Source organism: Phyllobacterium sp. T2-21, from assembly GCF_055378485.1.
Genome location: NZ_AP027912.1, coordinates 465,141 through 481,748, shown reverse-complemented (window position 1 = coordinate 481,748; position 16,608 = coordinate 465,141). Strand labels below are relative to the sequence as shown.

18 protein-coding genes and 1 tRNA gene are annotated in these 16,608 nt (G+C 56.6%); 13 read left to right on the top strand and 6 right to left on the bottom strand.

Annotated elements, in window-relative coordinates; all coding sequences use genetic code 11:
• Positions 1-39 precede the first annotated feature (39 nt).
• Positions 40-834 (top strand): ParA family protein, encoded by a 795-nt coding sequence (locus tag ACZ5FP_RS02450; protein ID WP_464661935.1) that lies wholly within the window; start codon positions 40-42, stop codon positions 832-834.
• 38 nt (positions 835-872) lie between these two features.
• A complete protein-coding gene (locus ACZ5FP_RS02445; RefSeq protein ID WP_464663144.1) occupies positions 873-1,757 on the top strand; it encodes a ParB/RepB/Spo0J family partition protein in 885 nt (294 codons plus the stop codon).
• Between the two features lie 79 nt (positions 1,758-1,836).
• On the opposite strand, the gene holA is transcribed toward ACZ5FP_RS02445, so the two are convergent.
• Together holA and ACZ5FP_RS02435 are read right to left on the bottom strand one after the other, a co-directional pair.
• On the bottom strand, positions 1,837-2,886 hold the full coding sequence (holA, locus tag ACZ5FP_RS02440) for a DNA polymerase III subunit delta (protein WP_464661933.1): 1,050 nt from the start codon (positions 2,884-2,886) through the stop codon (positions 1,837-1,839).
• Between the two features lie 198 nt (positions 2,887-3,084).
• Positions 3,085-3,159, bottom strand: a tRNA-Gly gene (locus tag ACZ5FP_RS02435).
• A 235-nt stretch (positions 3,160-3,394) separates the two neighbouring features.
• On the opposite strand from ACZ5FP_RS02435, the gene ACZ5FP_RS02430 reads away from it, so the two are divergent.
• The 6 genes from ACZ5FP_RS02430 (at position 3,395) to ACZ5FP_RS02405 (ending at position 7,029) form a co-directional block, all read left to right on the top strand.
• Positions 3,395-3,904, top strand: coding sequence for a prolyl-tRNA synthetase associated domain-containing protein (locus tag ACZ5FP_RS02430; RefSeq protein ID WP_223613938.1), 510 nt, complete (start codon positions 3,395-3,397; stop codon positions 3,902-3,904).
• A gap of 67 nt (positions 3,905-3,971) precedes the next feature.
• On the top strand, positions 3,972-4,952 hold the full coding sequence (gene trxA / locus ACZ5FP_RS02425; protein ID WP_464661931.1) for a thioredoxin: 981 nt from the start codon (positions 3,972-3,974) through the stop codon (positions 4,950-4,952).
• A gap of 61 nt (positions 4,953-5,013) precedes the next feature.
• A complete protein-coding gene (locus ACZ5FP_RS02420; RefSeq protein ID WP_464661929.1) occupies positions 5,014-5,676 on the top strand; it encodes an LON peptidase substrate-binding domain-containing protein in 663 nt (220 codons plus the stop codon).
• Positions 5,677-5,694: 18 nt separating this feature from the next.
• Positions 5,695-5,889 (top strand): Trm112 family protein, encoded by a 195-nt coding sequence (locus ACZ5FP_RS02415; RefSeq protein ID WP_464661927.1) that lies wholly within the window; start codon positions 5,695-5,697, stop codon positions 5,887-5,889.
• A gap of 76 nt (positions 5,890-5,965) precedes the next feature.
• Positions 5,966-6,538, top strand: coding sequence for a TetR/AcrR family transcriptional regulator (locus ACZ5FP_RS02410; protein WP_464661925.1), 573 nt, complete (start codon positions 5,966-5,968; stop codon positions 6,536-6,538).
• A 68-nt stretch (positions 6,539-6,606) separates the two neighbouring features.
• Complete coding sequence (locus ACZ5FP_RS02405; RefSeq protein ID WP_223614138.1) at positions 6,607-7,029, top strand: metallopeptidase family protein; 423 nt, start codon at positions 6,607-6,609, stop codon at positions 7,027-7,029.
• Between the two features lie 148 nt (positions 7,030-7,177).
• On the opposite strand, the gene ACZ5FP_RS02400 is transcribed toward ACZ5FP_RS02405, so the two are convergent.
• Both ACZ5FP_RS02400 and ACZ5FP_RS02395 read right to left on the bottom strand, forming a co-directional pair.
• Complete coding sequence (locus ACZ5FP_RS02400) at positions 7,178-7,384, bottom strand: DUF1737 domain-containing protein (protein ID WP_105734156.1); 207 nt, start codon at positions 7,382-7,384, stop codon at positions 7,178-7,180.
• On the bottom strand, positions 7,381-8,265 hold the full coding sequence (locus ACZ5FP_RS02395; RefSeq protein WP_464661924.1) for an HpcH/HpaI aldolase/citrate lyase family protein: 885 nt from the start codon (positions 8,263-8,265) through the stop codon (positions 7,381-7,383). The genes ACZ5FP_RS02400 and ACZ5FP_RS02395 overlap by 4 nt, the downstream gene beginning before the upstream one ends.
• Positions 8,266-8,416: 151 nt before the next feature.
• Between ACZ5FP_RS02395 and leuD the strand changes: the two genes are divergently transcribed.
• Entirely contained in the window at positions 8,417-9,022 is a 606-nt protein-coding gene (leuD, locus tag ACZ5FP_RS02390) for a 3-isopropylmalate dehydratase small subunit (RefSeq protein ID WP_105734158.1), read from the top strand.
• 77 nt (positions 9,023-9,099) lie between these two features.
• Here the strand turns inward: leuD and ACZ5FP_RS02385 are convergent, their stop codons facing one another.
• The gene (locus ACZ5FP_RS02385) at positions 9,100-10,134 is read right to left on the bottom strand and encodes an aspartate-semialdehyde dehydrogenase (RefSeq protein ID WP_223613932.1); all 1,035 of its coding nucleotides are present in this window, start codon (positions 10,132-10,134) and stop codon (positions 9,100-9,102) included.
• Between the two features lie 562 nt (positions 10,135-10,696).
• On the opposite strand from ACZ5FP_RS02385, the gene ACZ5FP_RS02380 reads away from it, so the two are divergent.
• Positions 10,697-12,580 (top strand): MFS transporter, encoded by a 1,884-nt coding sequence (locus tag ACZ5FP_RS02380; RefSeq protein ID WP_464661923.1) that lies wholly within the window; start codon positions 10,697-10,699, stop codon positions 12,578-12,580.
• Positions 12,581-12,648: 68 nt separating this feature from the next.
• Here the strand turns inward: ACZ5FP_RS02380 and leuB are convergent, their stop codons facing one another.
• A complete protein-coding gene (gene leuB / locus ACZ5FP_RS02375) occupies positions 12,649-13,761 on the bottom strand; it encodes a 3-isopropylmalate dehydrogenase (RefSeq protein WP_464661921.1) in 1,113 nt (370 codons plus the stop codon).
• Positions 13,762-13,975: 214 nt separating this feature from the next.
• On the opposite strand from leuB, the gene ACZ5FP_RS02370 reads away from it, so the two are divergent.
• From ACZ5FP_RS02370 to ACZ5FP_RS02360, 3 genes are all read left to right on the top strand, one after another.
• Positions 13,976-14,368 carry a hypothetical protein gene (locus tag ACZ5FP_RS02370; RefSeq protein ID WP_464661919.1) on the top strand — a complete coding sequence of 131 codons (393 nt, stop codon included), beginning with the start codon at positions 13,976-13,978 and terminating at the stop codon, positions 14,366-14,368.
• A 117-nt stretch (positions 14,369-14,485) separates the two neighbouring features.
• On the top strand, positions 14,486-15,160 hold the full coding sequence (locus ACZ5FP_RS02365; RefSeq protein WP_346306696.1) for a response regulator transcription factor: 675 nt from the start codon (positions 14,486-14,488) through the stop codon (positions 15,158-15,160).
• Entirely contained in the window at positions 15,157-16,593 is a 1,437-nt protein-coding gene (locus ACZ5FP_RS02360) for a sensor histidine kinase (protein ID WP_464661917.1), read from the top strand. Before ACZ5FP_RS02365 ends, ACZ5FP_RS02360 begins: the two co-directional genes overlap by 4 nt.
• Positions 16,594-16,608: the final 15 nt, after the last annotated feature.

Genomic DNA, 16,608 nt, shown 5'->3' with positions numbered 1-16,608 from the left:
TTTATCGCCGATAGTAATGGTTTGCTCGGGAAAACAGTGATGAACAGTCAGACTCGTATCATTACCATAGCCAATCAGAAGGGCGGCGTGGGGAAGACTACAACTGCCATCAACCTGGCTACGGCGCTTGCGGCCATTGGCGAGAACGTCCTGATTGTCGATCTTGATCCTCAGGGCAATGCCAGCACCGGGTTGGGCATCGATCGCAAGAATCGCGAATTGTCGTCCTATGATGTTCTGATGCAAACCGCTTCCGTGGATGAGGCCGCCATTGCGACAGCCGTTCCCAACCTGTCGCTCATTCCGTCTACGCTCGACCTTCTGGGGGTTGAGATGGAGATTGCCGGTTCTGCCGACCGTGCCACGCGTTTGCGCAAGGCCTTTCGCGGCGATAGTGCAGTATCGCCCTTTACCTATATTCTGATCGATTGCCCGCCATCGCTCAATCTCCTGACCATGAATGCCATGGCAGCGGCCGATTCAGTGCTTGTGCCATTACAATGTGAGTTTTTCGCATTGGAAGGATTGAGTCAGTTGCTCGAAACCGTCAACCAAGTACGGACGGCGCTTAATCCGGCCCTGAACATTCAGGGTATTGTACTGACCATGTTTGACGGCCGAAACAATCTGGCAACACAGGTTGTTGACGATGTCCGTTCGTTTATGGGCGACAAAGTCTACCGCACAGTCATTCCGCGCAACGTGCGTGTCTCGGAAGCACCCTCCTACGGTACCCCTGCCATTCTGTACGACCTGAAATGTGCGGGCAGCCAAGCTTATCTGCAGCTGGCGTCGGAAGTTATTCAAAGGGAGCGGCACTTGCGTGCTGCTTGATCGATTCGAATACGAAACATTTATGAGAGCCTATGACAATGAATGAAGATCCGTCAAAAAAGCGCCTCGGTCGAGGTCTTGCTGCGCTCATTGGAGAGATGGACCGTCTGCCGGAAGAAAATGTTCCTCCGCGCATCGCCACTTTGGATCGTCAGGTTCCCATTGAATTTGTCACGCGCAATCCGCGCAATCCCCGGCGTTTGTTCACGGAAGCCGATCTGGAGGATTTGACCCAGTCAATCCGCGAACACGGCATTGTTCAGCCTGTCGTGGTTCGACCCATCAAGGATTCCGCGGATCGCTATGAGCTGATCGCCGGCGAGCGGCGCTGGCGTGCGGCGCAACGTGCCGGTCTGACCACTGTTCCCGTCATCATTCGCGAAGTCGATGACCGGGTCGCGCTTGAACTGGCGATCATCGAGAACGTTCAGCGCGCCGACCTCAATCCGATTGAAGAAGGCATGGGCTATCAGCAACTGATTGATGATCATGACTATACGCAGGCGGACTTGGCGCAGGTTATCGGCAAGAGCCGAAGCCACGTGGCCAATACATTGCGGTTGCTGAAACTGCCGGAAACGGTTCGCGACCACATCACGAATGGCGCCCTGTCGGCGGGACATGCACGTACGCTGATCACCGCGGAACATCCGGATGTCCTGGCCGAGCGGATCATTCGCGACGGCCTGTCTGTTCGTCAAGCGGAAGCACTGGCTCAAGGCGGCGGCAAACCGGCCGCTCCGAAAGTCAAGGCTGACAATGATGAAAACAAGGACGCGGACACGCGGGCGCTGGAAAAACTGCTGTCGGATGTGACTGGAATGCGTGTAACGGTCAATCATCAGGCCAAGGGTGGAGACGTGCGTATTCATTACGCGACGCTGGAGCAGCTGGATGAGATCTGTCGCCGCCTGCAAAGCTAAGTTGTAAGCGATAAACCGTTTTAATTCAAATGGTTATTATGCTCTTTGGTCTCGCAAGGGCGATAGGGGTGCACGTTACCTAACGGCCGCTCCGCCCTGCCCGGGCTGCTTCTGCAGCCAGAGCGATCAGTGACTGACGAATGATTGGTATGGAAAGTGTCGCGTTGCGGCGGCTTTCCAGCACGGTTTTCTGCAACCGTTCGATGGCGCGGGCGCAGCTTTGTGTTGTCCAACGCTGCAATGCCGTTTCCACCAGCCGCCGCCGCGAGAAAAACACCGGCGGACGCGCGGACGCCACAGCCGAACCGGCATTCTTGCCCTCCGTTTCCATGCCGTAACGCAGGCTTTGCAATGTCTGGAACTGGCGTATGGCGGAACTCAGGATCAGAAAGCTCGAAGACCCGGAAACGGTAACCCGATCGAATGCATGGGTAAAATCCGTCAGATTGCCCGTCATCATGGCATCGACAATTGTCTCGTAGGATGTGGCACTGACATCGCCGATGATATCACGGACATCCTCAATGGTTACCCGTTCGCGGCCGTGGGCATAAAGACAGATTTTCTCAAGCTCGGCGCGCGTGGCCAGCCGGTCTCCCCCAAGGCTTTCTTTCAGCAGATTGCGGGCATCCAGCGTGATCTGCAGCTTGTTGCGGGCAAGCATGTCATCAATGGTTGCGTCTACGCCCTTCGCATCATCGCTGTAGCAAGGCAAAGCCATGGCGCTTGCGCTCTGCTCGACAATGCCGCGCAGACCTGCACCCTTCTTGAGGTCGCCCGCCTCGATCAGGATGAATGTGTCGACGGGTGGTGTTTTGGTCAGATGCGTTACGGCATCGGCCAATCCCTTCTGTCCGGCTGCGTTACGGACCCAGATCAGGCGCTCGCCGCCAAACATGGAAATAGTGTTGGCCTCGTCGGACAGCCGTCCGGGCTCTGCCTGAATGTCATCGGCATCGAGGCGTATGACGGCAAAGGGATCGTCCTGGGCAAGCCCGGTCAGCTTGATAAAGAGGCCGGCCCGTTCGCTCACCAGGCCCTTGTCGGGGCCGTACAGCAGTACGATCGGATAAGCCCTGTCGAGCCTCTTCAGGAAGGAATCAACCTCGTGTGCTTTCTTCTGTGCCATGTCGAAGGGTTTAGCGCATTGAACGCGGATTGCAATTGCGGGCTCTTTACCGGCTGACATAAACACCCATCAAGGAGACCGCATCGTTGCCAGCTGCAGTGAATATCGCGCAATCAAAGGGTTTGGACAACAATGGCGCAGCCAGCCCGAAAAGCAAAAAGGCCCGGTAAAAACCGGGCCTTTTGAACTTCGAACAACTGGAGCGGGAGAAGGGATTCGAACCCTCGACCCCAACCTTGGCAAGGTTGTGCTCTACCCCTGAGCTACTCCCGCATGTGCCAGTTTGTCTTGCGAAGCGGGGCCTATATGACCCAAGGACAGACCAATTGCAACAGTGAATTTTTGACTTTGTGACGATATTCGAAAAAAAATTCAACGGGTGGATCGGCCCGGCAATGAAATGTCCGATTAAACCAAGGTGCGGCTGGGTTTTCGCTTGAGAGCGTGCGGTGAAGCGATTAGGACAACAAAAGCATATTTTTCGATTGCAGGTGCCGCGAGAGCCAGAATGCCCAAGACATACGCAGAATTGATGCAGAAATTCGATGATCTCGGAATCAAAGTGTCAACGATTCGGCATGCGCCGGTGTTCACGGTTGCCGAAGCGCAGGATTTGCGCGGGCAGGTTCCCGGTGCCCACACCAAAAACCTGTTCCTGAAGGACAAGAAGGACAAGTTCTTTCTCGTCACTGTGGATGAAGAGGCGCAGGTCGATCTCAAAACAATCCATACCAAGATTGGTGCATCAAGCCGCGTTTCATTCGGCAAACCGGAAAAGCTGATGGAGTATCTTGGGCTTGTTCCGGGTTCTGTCAGTGTGCTTGGCATTATCAACGACGAGGAGCATCAGGTGAAGGTCGTGCTTGATGAAGCTCTCATGCACAATGAGATCATCAATGCGCATCCGCTGAGCAACGATGCCACGACATCCATTCGACGAGACGATCTCTTACGGTTTCTCGCATCTACCGATCACGAACCCCTGATCTTGAAAATTGATGAATCCAACCCAACCTGAATGCAGGCTGTAAACCGGTCCAAGCGGATCTGGAAAACATGTAACCAGCGGATAGGGGAGAATTTTGATGAGCAATACTGATAACCCGTTCGGCGGCGGCTACGGCAGTGCAGCTGCGACAACGACGGTATCCTATGGCGGCGCGGCTCCCGCGGCCGCCTCAACCGCGGCTGGCGCATTGATCAAGGACACCACCACGGCGGGATTTGCCGCGGATGTGATCGCCGAATCGAAGAGCCAACCGGTTCTGGTCGATTTCTGGGCCCCCTGGTGCGGGCCCTGCAAGCAATTGACACCGATCATTGAAAAGGTGGTCAATGCCGCCGGCGGGCGGGTAAAGCTGGTTAAAATGAATATTGACGAGCACCCTGCCATTGCTGGGCAGCTCGGTATTCAATCAATTCCGGCGGTGATTGCCTTTGTTGATGGCAAGCCGGTCGATGGTTTCATGGGCGCATTGCCGGAATCAAAGGTCAAGGAATTCATTGATCGCATTGCGTCACCGGATGGCGGCAGGGATGCGGCCATTCAATCGGCGCTGGATGCGGCTACCCAGGCTGCAGCAGCGGGAGATATGGAGCAGGCGGCCCAGATCTATTCGGCCGTTCTGGCGGAAGTGCCCGATCATGTGGCGGCGCTTGCCGGACTTGCCAATTGCCTGATTGATCTGGGTGATCTTGACCAGGCCAAGGCCGTTTTGGAGCAGGTTCCCGCGAACAAGAAAGACGATGCCAGTGTGCGTGCGGCGGAAGCAAAGGTTGCCCTGGCTGATCAAGCGGCCAAGCTGGGTGACCCTGTTGCGCTGGCAGCAAAACTTGCGGCGAATCCCGGGGATCATCAGGCGCGGTTCGACCTTGCCATGTTCCTGAATGCCACCGGACAGCGGGATGAGGCGGCCGATCATCTTCTCGCCATCATGAAGGCCGATCGTACCTGGAATGCTGACGGAGCCCGTAAACAGCTGTTGCAGTTTTTCGACGCATGGGGTCCGGCTGATCAGGCTTCCCTGACCGCGCGCCGGAAACTGTCTTCCCTGCTGTTTTCCTGAGTAAAATAGGGCACAATAGCGATCGATCCCTGATGCTGCGGATCAATCACTGGAGCTGGTGATGCAAGCAGGCAATGTTCGTTATCGGACGCTTGACAATATTCCGGAAAGCGTGCCGATTTTCCCCCTTTCGGGAGCCCTGTTGCTTCCGGGTGGTCAGTTGCCGTTGAATATATTCGAACTGCGTTACCTGGCCATGGTGGACGCGGCTTTGAGTGGAAAGCGCGTCATCGGCATGATTCAACCACGCTTCGACGAGGGCGATACGGACGCGGATGAATTGTGTGAAGTGGGATGCCTTGGCCGGATCACATCGTTCGCCGAGACCGGTGACGGGCGCCTTCTCATCACATTGCAGGGCATTTGCCGCTTTCGGATTGTCAAGGAACTCACCACCCGGACACCGTTCCGTCAGTGCAAGATTGCGCCGCTTCTGGCGGATCTGGACGAGGCAGACGACTCGGAAGTCGACCGGCCGGCGCTGCTGCGCGTCTTCCGGGATTATCTCGATGCCAACAACCTCGAAGCGGATTGGGACGGTATTTCCCGCGCGGGCAACGAAACACTGGTCAATGCCCTCGCCATGATGTCGCCTTTCGGTGCCGCTGAAAAGCAGGCTCTGCTGGAGGCCGCCGATCTGAAAACGCGGGCCGAGACTTTGATCGCGATCACCGAAATCATGCTGGCGAAAGACCAGGATGGTTACGAGTCGAACCTGCAGTAACCCCCGAGGAAGCGAGCCATGATCGAACAAAAACGCGACCCCGCCATTGATCGCAAGCTGCTTGAACTTCTGGTTTGCCCGCTGACCAAGGGGCCGCTTGTCTACGATCAGGAGAGGTCCGAGCTGATCTCGAAGTCGGCTCATCTCGCCTATCCGATCCGGGACGGGATACCGATCATGCTGCCATCGGAAGCGCGAACCATCGAAGAATAGTTTATTTTTACTGCAATCATAGCCGAACCTGCCAAAATACGAGTCAGTTGAACAACTGATATTCGAAGGCGCTGCGATGGCCAGGCGGAACGACAAACGTGATATCCTTGTTGCCACGGCTGCCGGCTTGTTCTGGCGGCGAGGCTTCACCGTGACAAGCCTTGCCCACATCGCGGCGGAATCGGGAATTCCGCTTGGAAACATCTATTATTATTTCAAGACAAAGGCCGACCTGGCGCGCGGCGTTGCCGATATTTTCGTTGCTGAAACCGAGGATATGCTGACGGCCATTGTCGAAGCGGATCAGGATCCGCGCAAGCGTCTGCTGCAGCTGATTGAAAAGCTGTCGCATTCGCTTAAAAGCCGTGTCGAGAACGGCTGTCCGATCGCTTTGGGAATACGGGATTTTCGCCATGAATCGCCGGAAGCCGCCGAACGGGCGGCCGAAGTTTTCAGCCTCCTGATTGGATTCATTGGAAGAGAGCTGGGGCGAACCGGCGTGCGCCCGTCTGCGGCACTTGGAACCGCCCGCAATGCCCTGGCCGAATGGCAGGGCGGCATCATGCTCGCGCATGGTCTCAAAGACGCGACAGTGCTTGCTGAAAGCTTCCGGCGCATGGAGCGGCTTCTGGTACCAATGCGGGGTTAGTCTGCATGCCACTCGCATCCTTGCTGCAAAGGCACTATATGAGGCCGGAAAGTGCTCCAGGAGTTTTAATGGCCAGAAGTAATCAAACCGCCGATTGGGGCAATCGCTTGTCACCAGCCTTGAGTGAGATCGAATCACTCGCGATAGAGGCTTATGCGCATCTGCCCGACGATTTTCGCAGTTTGTGCGGCGATATCACCATTCAGGTATCGGAATTCCCCGATGATCAGATTGTCGAGGACATGGGGCTGGAATCGCCGTTTGATTTGCTTGGATTGTTTGAAGGGCGGGGTATCGGAGAACGGTTCTCGCTTCAAACCGGGGAAAGACCCAATATCATCACGATTTATCGCCGCGCCGTGCTGGATTACTGGGCGGAGTATGAGGAGGCCTTGGGGGATATCGTTACCCATGTCCTCATCCATGAAATCGGCCATCACTTCGGCCTCTCGGACGAGGATATGGAGCGCATTGAGGCAAGTGTCGAATAATCGGCCGACGGGAGCCTCTCATCAGCCGGTTTGACCGGCCTATTCCGTTTGAGGACAGGCCGGCCTCGCGCTAAGACGCCATGGCGCGTACATCAGAGCAGCAATATCAAGCGCTCAAACGGCATCCTGTGTGGAATGCCGCTACCGGTCAGTAGTCGCCGAGCTTGATACCCGGCTCATAATCGACGCCATCGACATCCTTTACAACAGCCTGACCGCACTGCATCACCCCGGTAACGGTGTTGAATGCATAGGTGGGGGAACCATAGATATGCCAGCCCTTGTTGATGGCCGCCGTCACCTTGTGGCAGAAGCTGGCATCATCCGGTCCGGTCAAAAAGCGATAAAGTTTCATGCTTTGTCTCCTGTTATTTGCGCTTTGGCCATGATCTTCTCCGCGTTGGCAAGATGCAGGCGTTCTATCATTCTTCCGTTCAGGGCAATTGCGCCCTTGCCGGCATTTTCCGGAAGGGAAAATGCCTCGATGATCGATCGGGCGGCGGCAAGGGCTGCCTTATCCGGTGAAAAGGCGTGATTTGCAGCACCAATCTGTGCGGGATGAATGAGCGTTTTGCCGTCAAAACCCATCCTTGCGCCCTGGTCGCATTCACGCGTGAAACCCGCCGCGTCGGCAAAGTCATTATAGACGCCGTCGATCACATCCAGCTTTCCGGCTTTGGCACAAAGCACGGTCTGCATCAGCCACGGGACGAGGTAAGCGCGATTGCCATCCGTGCTCACACCGGTTTCCTTGGCGATATCGTTTGTCCCGACGACAAAGCAATCCAGACGCCCGGTGGATCGCAGACCCAGCTCGGCGATCTCGTCCGCATTGAGAATACCACGCGGTGTCTCGATCATCGCCCACAGCCGAATGTTTTCGGATGCATCGGTTTCCTCAAGTATTTCAGTCACGCCAGTCACGTCCTGCGGTGTTTCCACCTTGGGGAGGAGGATGGCGTCAGGTTTGCAGGCGCGCGCGGCGAGAAGATCCTCGGCACCCCATTCGCTTGCAAGCGCATTGATGCGGATGATCCGTTCGGCCTTGTTTGCCGGATTGGCGCGAAAATAATTGCGCAATGCTTCGCGGGCATCGTCCTTGGCCTGCGGAGCGACGGCATCCTCCAAGTCAAAAATGACCGCATCCGCGTCAAGGCTCGCAATCTTGGCAAGAGCCTTGGCATTCGAGGCGGGAACATAGAGAACCGAGCGGCGAGGGCGAAATGTTTTGCGCATGGCACTTTTTTGCATTGATCGACGGGCCAAGACAAGCGCAATCATGCGGCGTGGCCTGCCCCAATCTGCCACAGGGGGAAAGTCTTTGATTCGCCGTCAAGCTGGTGTAAAGCGAAGATACTCATATTACCGAACACTACAGGCAGAGATCATGGACAAGTTTACCAAGCTCACCGGCGTTGCCGCACCGTTGCCGATCATCAATATCGACACGGATATGATCATTCCGAAGGACTACCTGAAGACGATCAAGCGCACCGGTCTTGGCACAGGGCTCTTTGCCGAAATGCGTTACAATGAAGACGGTTCGGAAAATCCGGATTTCGTCCTCAACAAGCCGGCCTATCGCAAAGCTCAGATTCTGGTGGCAGGCGACAATTTCGGCTGCGGCTCCAGCCGTGAGCATGCGCCGTGGGCATTGCTGGATTTCGGCATCCGTTGCGTCATCTCGACCAGCTTCGCCGATATTTTCTACAACAACTGCTTCAAGAACGGCATCCTGCCGATCCGCGTCAGCCATGAGGACCTGGACAAGTTGATGGATGATGCGCAGCGCGGCGCCAATGCAACGCTGACGATCGATCTCGAAGAGAAGACGATCAAGGGCCCGGATGGCGGCCAGATCAGTTTCGATCTTGATGAATTCCGCCGCTACTGCATGCTGAACGGTCTTGATGACATTGGCCTGACCATGGAAAAGGCAGCCAAGATCGACAGCTTCGAGGCAGCCAACGCCCAAAGGCATCCCTGGGCCTGAGTTCGGGCGCGGCAATTGCTTCAACGAAAAAGGGCGCAGAAACTGCGCCCTTTTCTATTTTGGCGGCATGCCGGGTTTCAGGCTGCGAGCTGCTTGGGCTGAATCAGCCCGCGCGCGACGAGAAGCTCGGCGATCTGGATGGTGTTGAGGGCCGCACCCTTGCGCAGATTGTCCGAAACAATCCAAAGCGACAGGCCATTCTCGACAGTGATGTCCTCGCGGATACGCGAAATATACGTGGCGTCTTCGCCCGCTGCTTCATAGGGGGTGATGTAGCCGCCATCCTCGTGCCGGTCGATAACCAGGCAGCCCGGTGCATCCGATAGGATCTCGCGGGCTTCTTCAGCGCTCATCGGGCTTTCGAATTCGATGTTCACGGCTTCGGAATGGCCAATGAAGACGGGTACGCGGACACACGTCGCCGTGAGCTTGATCTTGGGATCGAGCATCTTCTTGGTTTCGGCGACCATCTTCCATTCTTCCTTGGTGTAGCCGTCTTCCATGAAGACGTCGATGTGCGGGATGACGTTGAAGGCGATGCGCTTGGTGAACTTCTTGGCTTCCACCGGATCGGCAACGAACACCGCACGTGACTGCTGGAACAGCTCATCCATGCCATCCTTGCCAGCGCCGGAAACCGACTGGTAGGTGGCGATCACAAGACGCTTGATCCTGGCCTTGTCATGCAGAGGCTTCAACGCCACCACAAGCTGAGCGGTCGAGCAATTCGGGTTGGCAATGATGTTCTTCTTGGAGAAACCGACAATCGCGTCCGGATTTACTTCCGGCACGATCAGCGGCACGTTGGAATCGTAGCGCCAGGCAGAGGAATTGTCGATGACGACACAGCCCTGCGCCCCGATCTTCGGCGACCATTCCTTGGATATATTGCCGCCAGCCGACATCAGGCAGATATCGGTATCGGAAAAATCATAGGTATCGAGGGCTTTGACCTTCAGCGTGCGGTCGCCAAAGGAGACTTCGGTGCCCTGGGACCGGCGTGAGGCGAGCGCCACGACTTCACTGACCGGAAAGCCGCGCTCTTCCAGTATTGTCAACATTTCGCGGCCCACATTGCCTGTGGCGCCTACAACCGCAACCTTGAAACTCATCTGTGTTATCTCCTGTCCCTCACCGCTCTTTGCGAAAAACCCGCTGGCCATTGCGGGTCTTTTCCCCCGGGCCGGACCCGGGAGGGGGCGAGCAGGCCAAGGGAAATCAGACCGTTTTGGTGGTCGTTTTGGCCGGCATTTTGGTGGAAAGAACAGACGCGCCTGCGCATCCGGCACGAATGCCGGAACCGCTCGTCAAAAAGTGTGCAGTTGATTCGCTGCTCACGGGGCGTCTCCTTAACCTGACATGCTTGTATCCGCTTTCCAAAAAGAGTCAATTGTCCATTCAAAAGAGAAGAATATGTCGCGTTACGCACAATTTTGAACTTTTGCCGTAAAATGCGGTCTTTGCTTTCGCGAATATTTGTTCAACACTTGAGCGGTGCATGGGGTGCATGACCTTTGGGGGGAGAGTTCCGGAGGACATTCACCGGCGTAAGGTCAGTCGAAGTCCCGCAGGACTTTGCCGTTGATTCATACGCAGTGACAAATCCGAGGGACGTGAGCGGTTGCTGAGCCGATCGGGTCCCGGCGTAAATGCTGTTTTCTGGGAGGAATACAAATGGCGACCACTTCTGTGGCTGGTACTGCCAGCCGGGGTATGACGAGAGAGGAGAAGAAAGTTATCTTCGCTTCCTCACTCGGAACTGTTTTCGAATGGTATGATTTCTACTTGTACGGCTCATTGGCTGCCTTCATTGGTGCAGCGTTTTTCAGTGAATACCCTGAAGCGACGCGCAACATATTTGCGCTTCTGGCGTTTGCCGCGGGCTTTCTTGTTCGTCCCTTCGGCGCGCTGGTCTTCGGACGGATCGGCGATCTCGTCGGCCGCAAATATACCTTCCTGGTGACCATTCTGATCATGGGTCTGTCGACGTTTTTGGTCGGTATTCTGCCAGGATCAGGCAGCTGGGGCATCGCCGCACCGATCATCCTGATTGCGCTGCGCATGTTGCAGGGCTTGGCTCTCGGCGGCGAATATGGCGGTGCCGCGACCTATGTGGCTGAACACGCGCCGAACAATCGTCGCGGTTATTACACGTCATGGATCCAGACGACCGCAACGCTCGGTCTGTTCCTGTCGCTGGTGGTTATCCTCATCGTCCAGAATTGGCTTGGCAAGGACGCATTCGCCGCCTGGGGCTGGCGTGTACCTTTCATTCTCTCATTCGTTCTTCTGGGAATATCGGTGTGGATTCGGCTCTCGTTGAGTGAATCACCGGCTTTCAAAAAGATGAAAGAAGAAGGCAAGGGCTCCAAGGCTCCGCTGTCGGAAGCTTTCGGTCAGTGGAAAAATGCCCGGATTGCGCTGCTCGCCCTGTTCGGCCTTACCGCCGGTCAGGCTGTTGTCTGGTATTCCGGCCAGTTCTATGCCCTGTTCTTCCTGCAGAACGTGCTGAAGGTGGATGGGCAGTCCGTCAATATCATGATCGCAATCGCGCTCCTGCTTGGCACGGGCTTTTTTGTCTTCTTTGGCTGGCTCTCCGACAAGATCGGCCGCAAGCCGATCATCATGGCAGGTCTTGCCCTGGCAATCCTGACCTACTTTCCGCTGTTCAAGGCACTCACGCACGCTGCAAATCCGGCATTGGCCCAGGCGGAGGCAACAGTCCGCGCTACGGTGACCGCGGCACCGGGCGACTGTACCTTCCAGTTCAACCCGGTTGGTACAGCCAAGTTCAACAATTCATGTGACATTGCAACAGCGTTCCTGGCCCGCAGTTCGGTGCCCTATGAAGTGGTTGCCGGTCCCGCCGGTCAGCCCGCCACCGTCAAAATCGGCGATACGGTCATCCCATCCTATGATGCCGTGGCCGCTGGTCCCGACGCTGCTGCCAAAAACGCCGTGCTCACCCATGACCTGAACCTGGCTTTGCAGAAGGCCGGTTTCCCGCTTGTGCGGGCGCCTGCCAAGGTTGCCGATGCCAAACTTGACGGCTTCATCAAGGCCAATCCCGAATTGAGCCTTGATGCTGCCGCGGTTCGTGCTGGTGAAAAGGCGGTCACCCCGGTTGCTGATCTCGTCAAAGCAAAGCTGATCACCACGGAGCAGGCAGCCGGTGCCACGGAGATGGCGGTTTATACCATTCCCAATGGCGGTCTCTTCACCATGGTCGCTGACCCCAAGGCCGTTAACTGGCCGATGACGATCGCCATCCTGTTCGTCCTGGTGCTCTATGTGACGATGGTCTATGGCCCGATTGCCGCGATTCTAGTCGAGATGTTCCCGACCCGCATCCGGTATACCGGCATGTCATTGCCTTATCACATTGGCAATGGCTGGTTCGGTGGCCTGCTTCCGGCAACGGTCTTTGCGATGAGCGCCGCCAAGGGCGATATCTATTATGGCCTTTGGTACCCGATCGTCATTGCAGCCATGACATTGGTGATCGGCCTGATCTTCGTTCGTGAAACCAAAAACGAGGATCTGCACGACATCAAGTAGTCGACGGCTCAATAAAAAGCCCGGCGCGAGGAATCGCGCCGGGCTCTTCTTTGTCCGGATGAGTGTGATCAGGCAGCGAGCGCTTTGAATTTGGCAAGGATCGCATCACCCATCTGGGTGGTGCCAACCTTGGTGCTGCCTTCCGACATGATGTCGGCGGTGCGGATGCCATCGCCAAGCACACCGGCAATCGCCGCTTCCAGCCGGTCCGCTTCTTCCACCATGTTGAATGAATAACGCAGGCACATGGCAAAGGAGGCGATCATGGCAATCGGATTGGCGGCGCCGGTTCCGGCGATATCGGGAGCCGACCCATGCACGGGTTCGTAGAGCGCCTTGCGGCTGCCGGTTTTGCCATCTGGCGCGCCGAGCGAGGCTGAGGGCAGCATGCCGAGAGAACCGGTCAGCATGGCGGCAATATCGGAAAGCATATCACCGAAGAGATTGTCCGTGACAATCACGTCGAACTGCTTGGGCCAGCGCACGAGCTGCATGCCGCCGGCATCGGCCAGCATGTGCTCGAGCTGAACGTCGGAATAACGGGCCTTATGGGTCGCTGTAACGATCTCGTTCCACAGAACGCCCGATTTCATGACGTTGCGCTTTTCCATCGACGTGACCTTGTTTCGGCGCGTGCGGGCCAATTCAAAGGCGACGCCCGAAATACGCTCGATCTCATAGGTATCGTAGACCTGGGTATCGATGCCGCGCTTCTGGCCGTTGCCGAGGTCAATAATTTCCTTCGGTTCACCGAAATAGACACCGCCGGTCAATTCCCGCACGATCAGGATATCGAGACCTTCAACCACATCTTTTTTGAGGGACGAGGAATCGGCCAGCGCGGGATAGCAGATGGCAGGGCGCAGATTTGCAAACAGTTCCATGTCCTTGCGCAAACGCAGAAGACCGGCTTCCGGGCGAACGTCATAGGGAACGCTGTCCCACTTCGGTCCGCCGACGGCACCGAAGAGAACCGCGTCGGCGGCCATGGCCTTGGCCATGTCGGCATCTGAGATCGCCTTGCCATGGGCATCGTAAGCAGAACCGCCGACAAGGCCTTCTTCAAGTTCAAAGCCACTTTTCAGTTCAGCATTCATATAGGCGATGATCTTGCGAACTTCGGCCATTGCCTCGGGTCCGATGCCGTCGCCGGGAAGAAGAAGGAGCTTTTTCGATGCCATTTCGGGGAAACCTCTAGGAGTGTTTGAAAGGGATGGCGGTTCCTTAGCGCAAGTTCAGCAAAGATGGAAAGCTTTCTGCGAAATTTTCCGATAGCTGATACGCCCTGCAATGAATTGTGAAGCAGCGGCCAGCCCCCGCAACCCTCCGGTAATGTCGGTGCAATCTTCGCAGCCTAGTTGCCGCTCATGAATATTTTTGATGGGAATCTTCCACATGTCGACACGCAGTGCTCGTAATTGCAAGCGGGCAATCGGAGCCGGTTTCGTACTGGCTGCCGCGGTTCTGGCCGGGTGTGCGTCCGATATCATGAAGAATTATATCGGGCAGCCGCTGGAATCCGTGGTTATCGACTACGGGCCGCCGACCGAAGTTCTCGATCTGGGGCCAGGCGAGCGCGCGTACCAGTGGCGCAAGATATCGACCAATGCCGTATCCGGTACATCCACTGGTGAAGTTCGCGATACAAGACATGGCAGGCGATATATTGAAACGGAAACGCCAAGCTATGTCGAACAGAAGGAGTGTTTCTATACGTTCTATGCGCGGTCGTCGGGCGGCCGCTGGTACATCACCAACTTCCGTAAACCGAAACTGGAGTGTGAGTAAGCATCCTCGCCGGCGGCCGTGCCGAGTGAGCGACACTGCTTTTACTTGCGAGGCATGGTAGAGATTTGACCGCCACAATCGGCATTGCTGCCGACTTTCTACGAACGGAGAATTCAAATGCGCATCTTGCTGCTTGAGGACGAGCCGGAAATGGCTTCGGTCCTGAAGGCCGCGCTGGAGCGTCGCGATGTGGTCGTCGATCATGTGTCGACATTGGCCGACGCCGAGGCCATGGCAAAATTTGGCCCTTATGATGCTGTCGTGCTGGATCGGCGATTGCCTGATGGCGAAGGCCTCAGTCTGATCCCGAGACTGCGGGCGCTGCATGTCGATGCCCCGGTCATCGTGCTGACCGCCATGAGCAGCTTGAACGATCGTGTTGCCGGGCTCGATGCGGGAGCTGACGATTACATGGTGAAGCCCTTCGCAACGGAAGAGCTGATGGCCCGGTTGCGGGCATTGCATCGGCGGCCGTTCACGCTGCGCGCGGAACAAACGGTTGTCGGGCGCCTTACCTATGATTTTCGCCACCGGGAGGCGCTGATAGAAGATCAGCCGCTGGAGTTACCACGGCGCGAACGATTGGTGCTTGAGACGCTGATCCGCCGCCCCGGCCGGACAGTCCTGCGCGCGACACTTGAGGAATCCGTCTATGCCATGGACGATGAAATCGGATCCAACGCGCTTGACGCACATGTATCGCGGCTGAGGCGCAAGCTGGAGGATGTGTCGGCAGGTGTCGAGATACGGGCTATACGCAATCTCGGCTATCTGTTACGGGCAATTGTATGAAGAAAATCCGCCCGCGCTCATTGCAATGGGTTCTGGTACGCAGGCTCATTTTGCTGCAGGCGGCGACATTGCTCATCTTTATCGGCCTGTTCACATTGGTGTTATGGGTGGCCAATCCGCGGCTGCTCATCGACAATGAGGCGGCGGTTGCTATTCTGAAGAGCGCAATCGACAGGGATGCCGATGGCAAACTGATCGTTCATGAGACGGAAGAGCTGAAGACTTTTCTGCAGGAATTTCCGAAACTTTGGTACATAGCACGCGACACGAATGGTCAGGCTGTCCAACGTGGTGACGTTCCCGTCGGTTATGGCAATGATACCGGTGATCTCGTGAAAGCCGTGGATCATGCGACGCTCGGTTTTCGAGAGGGCGACCTGCGACCCGAGGCGGTGGTTTCGAAGATCGATACCAAGGCGGGACCGATACAGGTCATTACCTCAACCCGTGCATCACGGGATGAGAACGAGGGGCTGGAAGTCAATATCGACATGCAGGTCGATATGGCACGCAATCCGGATGGAACCACAGCCTGGATCAGGGTTATTCCTGTTCTGATCATCGTCATCATCGCACTGCTTCTGCCCATCATCATTGTCATGGGTGTGACGACGCTGGTGACAACGCCAGCGGTGGTGCGCCGCTCGCTGGCCGGTCTGGTTGCCATCGCCAGCCAGGCCGGACGTATCGACATCAACAACCGTGCCATGCAACTGCCGATCGAACAGGTGCCGTCGGAAATCACACCGCTGGTCCAAGCCTTCAATCACGCGCTTGCGCGCCTTGGCCAGGGATATGATCAGCACAATCGCTTCCTGACGGATGCAGCGCATGAGTTGCGAACTCCTATCGCGATTCTGCGTACACGCGCCGAGCTTCTGACAGAGGATCCGCAAAGCGCCCGTTTGCTGCAGGACATTGAGCGTCTCTCTCATCTGGCGCAGCAATTGCTCGACCGGCAATTGCTCGACCAGCCGGTGGGGCCGGGTGAAGTTGTCGATCTGGTCGAACTCACGGGGCAGATCGTGGCGGACTTCGCGCCATTGGCGATTGCCGCCGGCTACGATCTTTCATTCGAACCGGCACCCAAAAGCGTCCGCGCACAGGTCAATACCCTGCAAATCGAACAAGCCGTGGCCAACCTCATCCGCAATGCCATCGAACATTGTGACGGGACGGGAACAATCACCGTACTGGTGGACAACGCGGGTGGCATTGAGGTTCGCGATGAAGGGCCGGGTATTCCCGAGGAAGAACATGAACACGTGTTCGAGCCGTTTTATCGCTTGCGGCCGCGTTCCAGCGGTGCCGGTCTTGGTCTTAACCTAACGCGGCAGATTGCGCGGCTGCACGGTGGTCGCGTTGACATACTGACCGGGCCATGGCGCGGCGCCCGAATCCGCCTGCAATTGCCCCTCTACAGGCCGGCCTGAGACAATAGCCGGACG

Coding starts and splice junctions, on each gene's coding strand:
- ACZ5FP_RS02450 (WP_464661935.1), top strand. CDS start 40: ATGAACAGTCAGACTCGTATCATTACCATAGCCAATCAGAAGGGCGGC.
- ACZ5FP_RS02445 (WP_464663144.1), top strand. CDS start 873: ATGAATGAAGATCCGTCAAAAAAGCGCCTCGGTCGAGGTCTTGCTGCG.
- holA (WP_464661933.1), bottom strand. CDS start 2,886: ATGGCACAGAAGAAAGCACACGAGGTTGATTCCTTCCTGAAGAGGCTC.
- ACZ5FP_RS02430 (WP_223613938.1), top strand. CDS start 3,395: ATGCCCAAGACATACGCAGAATTGATGCAGAAATTCGATGATCTCGGA.
- trxA (WP_464661931.1), top strand. CDS start 3,972: ATGAGCAATACTGATAACCCGTTCGGCGGCGGCTACGGCAGTGCAGCT.
- ACZ5FP_RS02420 (WP_464661929.1), top strand. CDS start 5,014: ATGCAAGCAGGCAATGTTCGTTATCGGACGCTTGACAATATTCCGGAA.
- ACZ5FP_RS02415 (WP_464661927.1), top strand. CDS start 5,695: ATGATCGAACAAAAACGCGACCCCGCCATTGATCGCAAGCTGCTTGAA.
- ACZ5FP_RS02410 (WP_464661925.1), top strand. CDS start 5,966: ATGGCCAGGCGGAACGACAAACGTGATATCCTTGTTGCCACGGCTGCC.
- ACZ5FP_RS02405 (WP_223614138.1), top strand. CDS start 6,607: ATGGCCAGAAGTAATCAAACCGCCGATTGGGGCAATCGCTTGTCACCA.
- ACZ5FP_RS02400 (WP_105734156.1), bottom strand. CDS start 7,384: ATGAAACTTTATCGCTTTTTGACCGGACCGGATGATGCCAGCTTCTGC.
- ACZ5FP_RS02395 (WP_464661924.1), bottom strand. CDS start 8,265: ATGCGCAAAACATTTCGCCCTCGCCGCTCGGTTCTCTATGTTCCCGCC.
- leuD (WP_105734158.1), top strand. CDS start 8,417: ATGGACAAGTTTACCAAGCTCACCGGCGTTGCCGCACCGTTGCCGATC.
- ACZ5FP_RS02385 (WP_223613932.1), bottom strand. CDS start 10,134: ATGAGTTTCAAGGTTGCGGTTGTAGGCGCCACAGGCAATGTGGGCCGC.
- ACZ5FP_RS02380 (WP_464661923.1), top strand. CDS start 10,697: ATGGCGACCACTTCTGTGGCTGGTACTGCCAGCCGGGGTATGACGAGA.
- leuB (WP_464661921.1), bottom strand. CDS start 13,761: ATGGCATCGAAAAAGCTCCTTCTTCTTCCCGGCGACGGCATCGGACCC.
- ACZ5FP_RS02370 (WP_464661919.1), top strand. CDS start 13,976: ATGTCGACACGCAGTGCTCGTAATTGCAAGCGGGCAATCGGAGCCGGT.
- ACZ5FP_RS02365 (WP_346306696.1), top strand. CDS start 14,486: ATGCGCATCTTGCTGCTTGAGGACGAGCCGGAAATGGCTTCGGTCCTG.
- ACZ5FP_RS02360 (WP_464661917.1), top strand. CDS start 15,157: ATGAAGAAAATCCGCCCGCGCTCATTGCAATGGGTTCTGGTACGCAGG.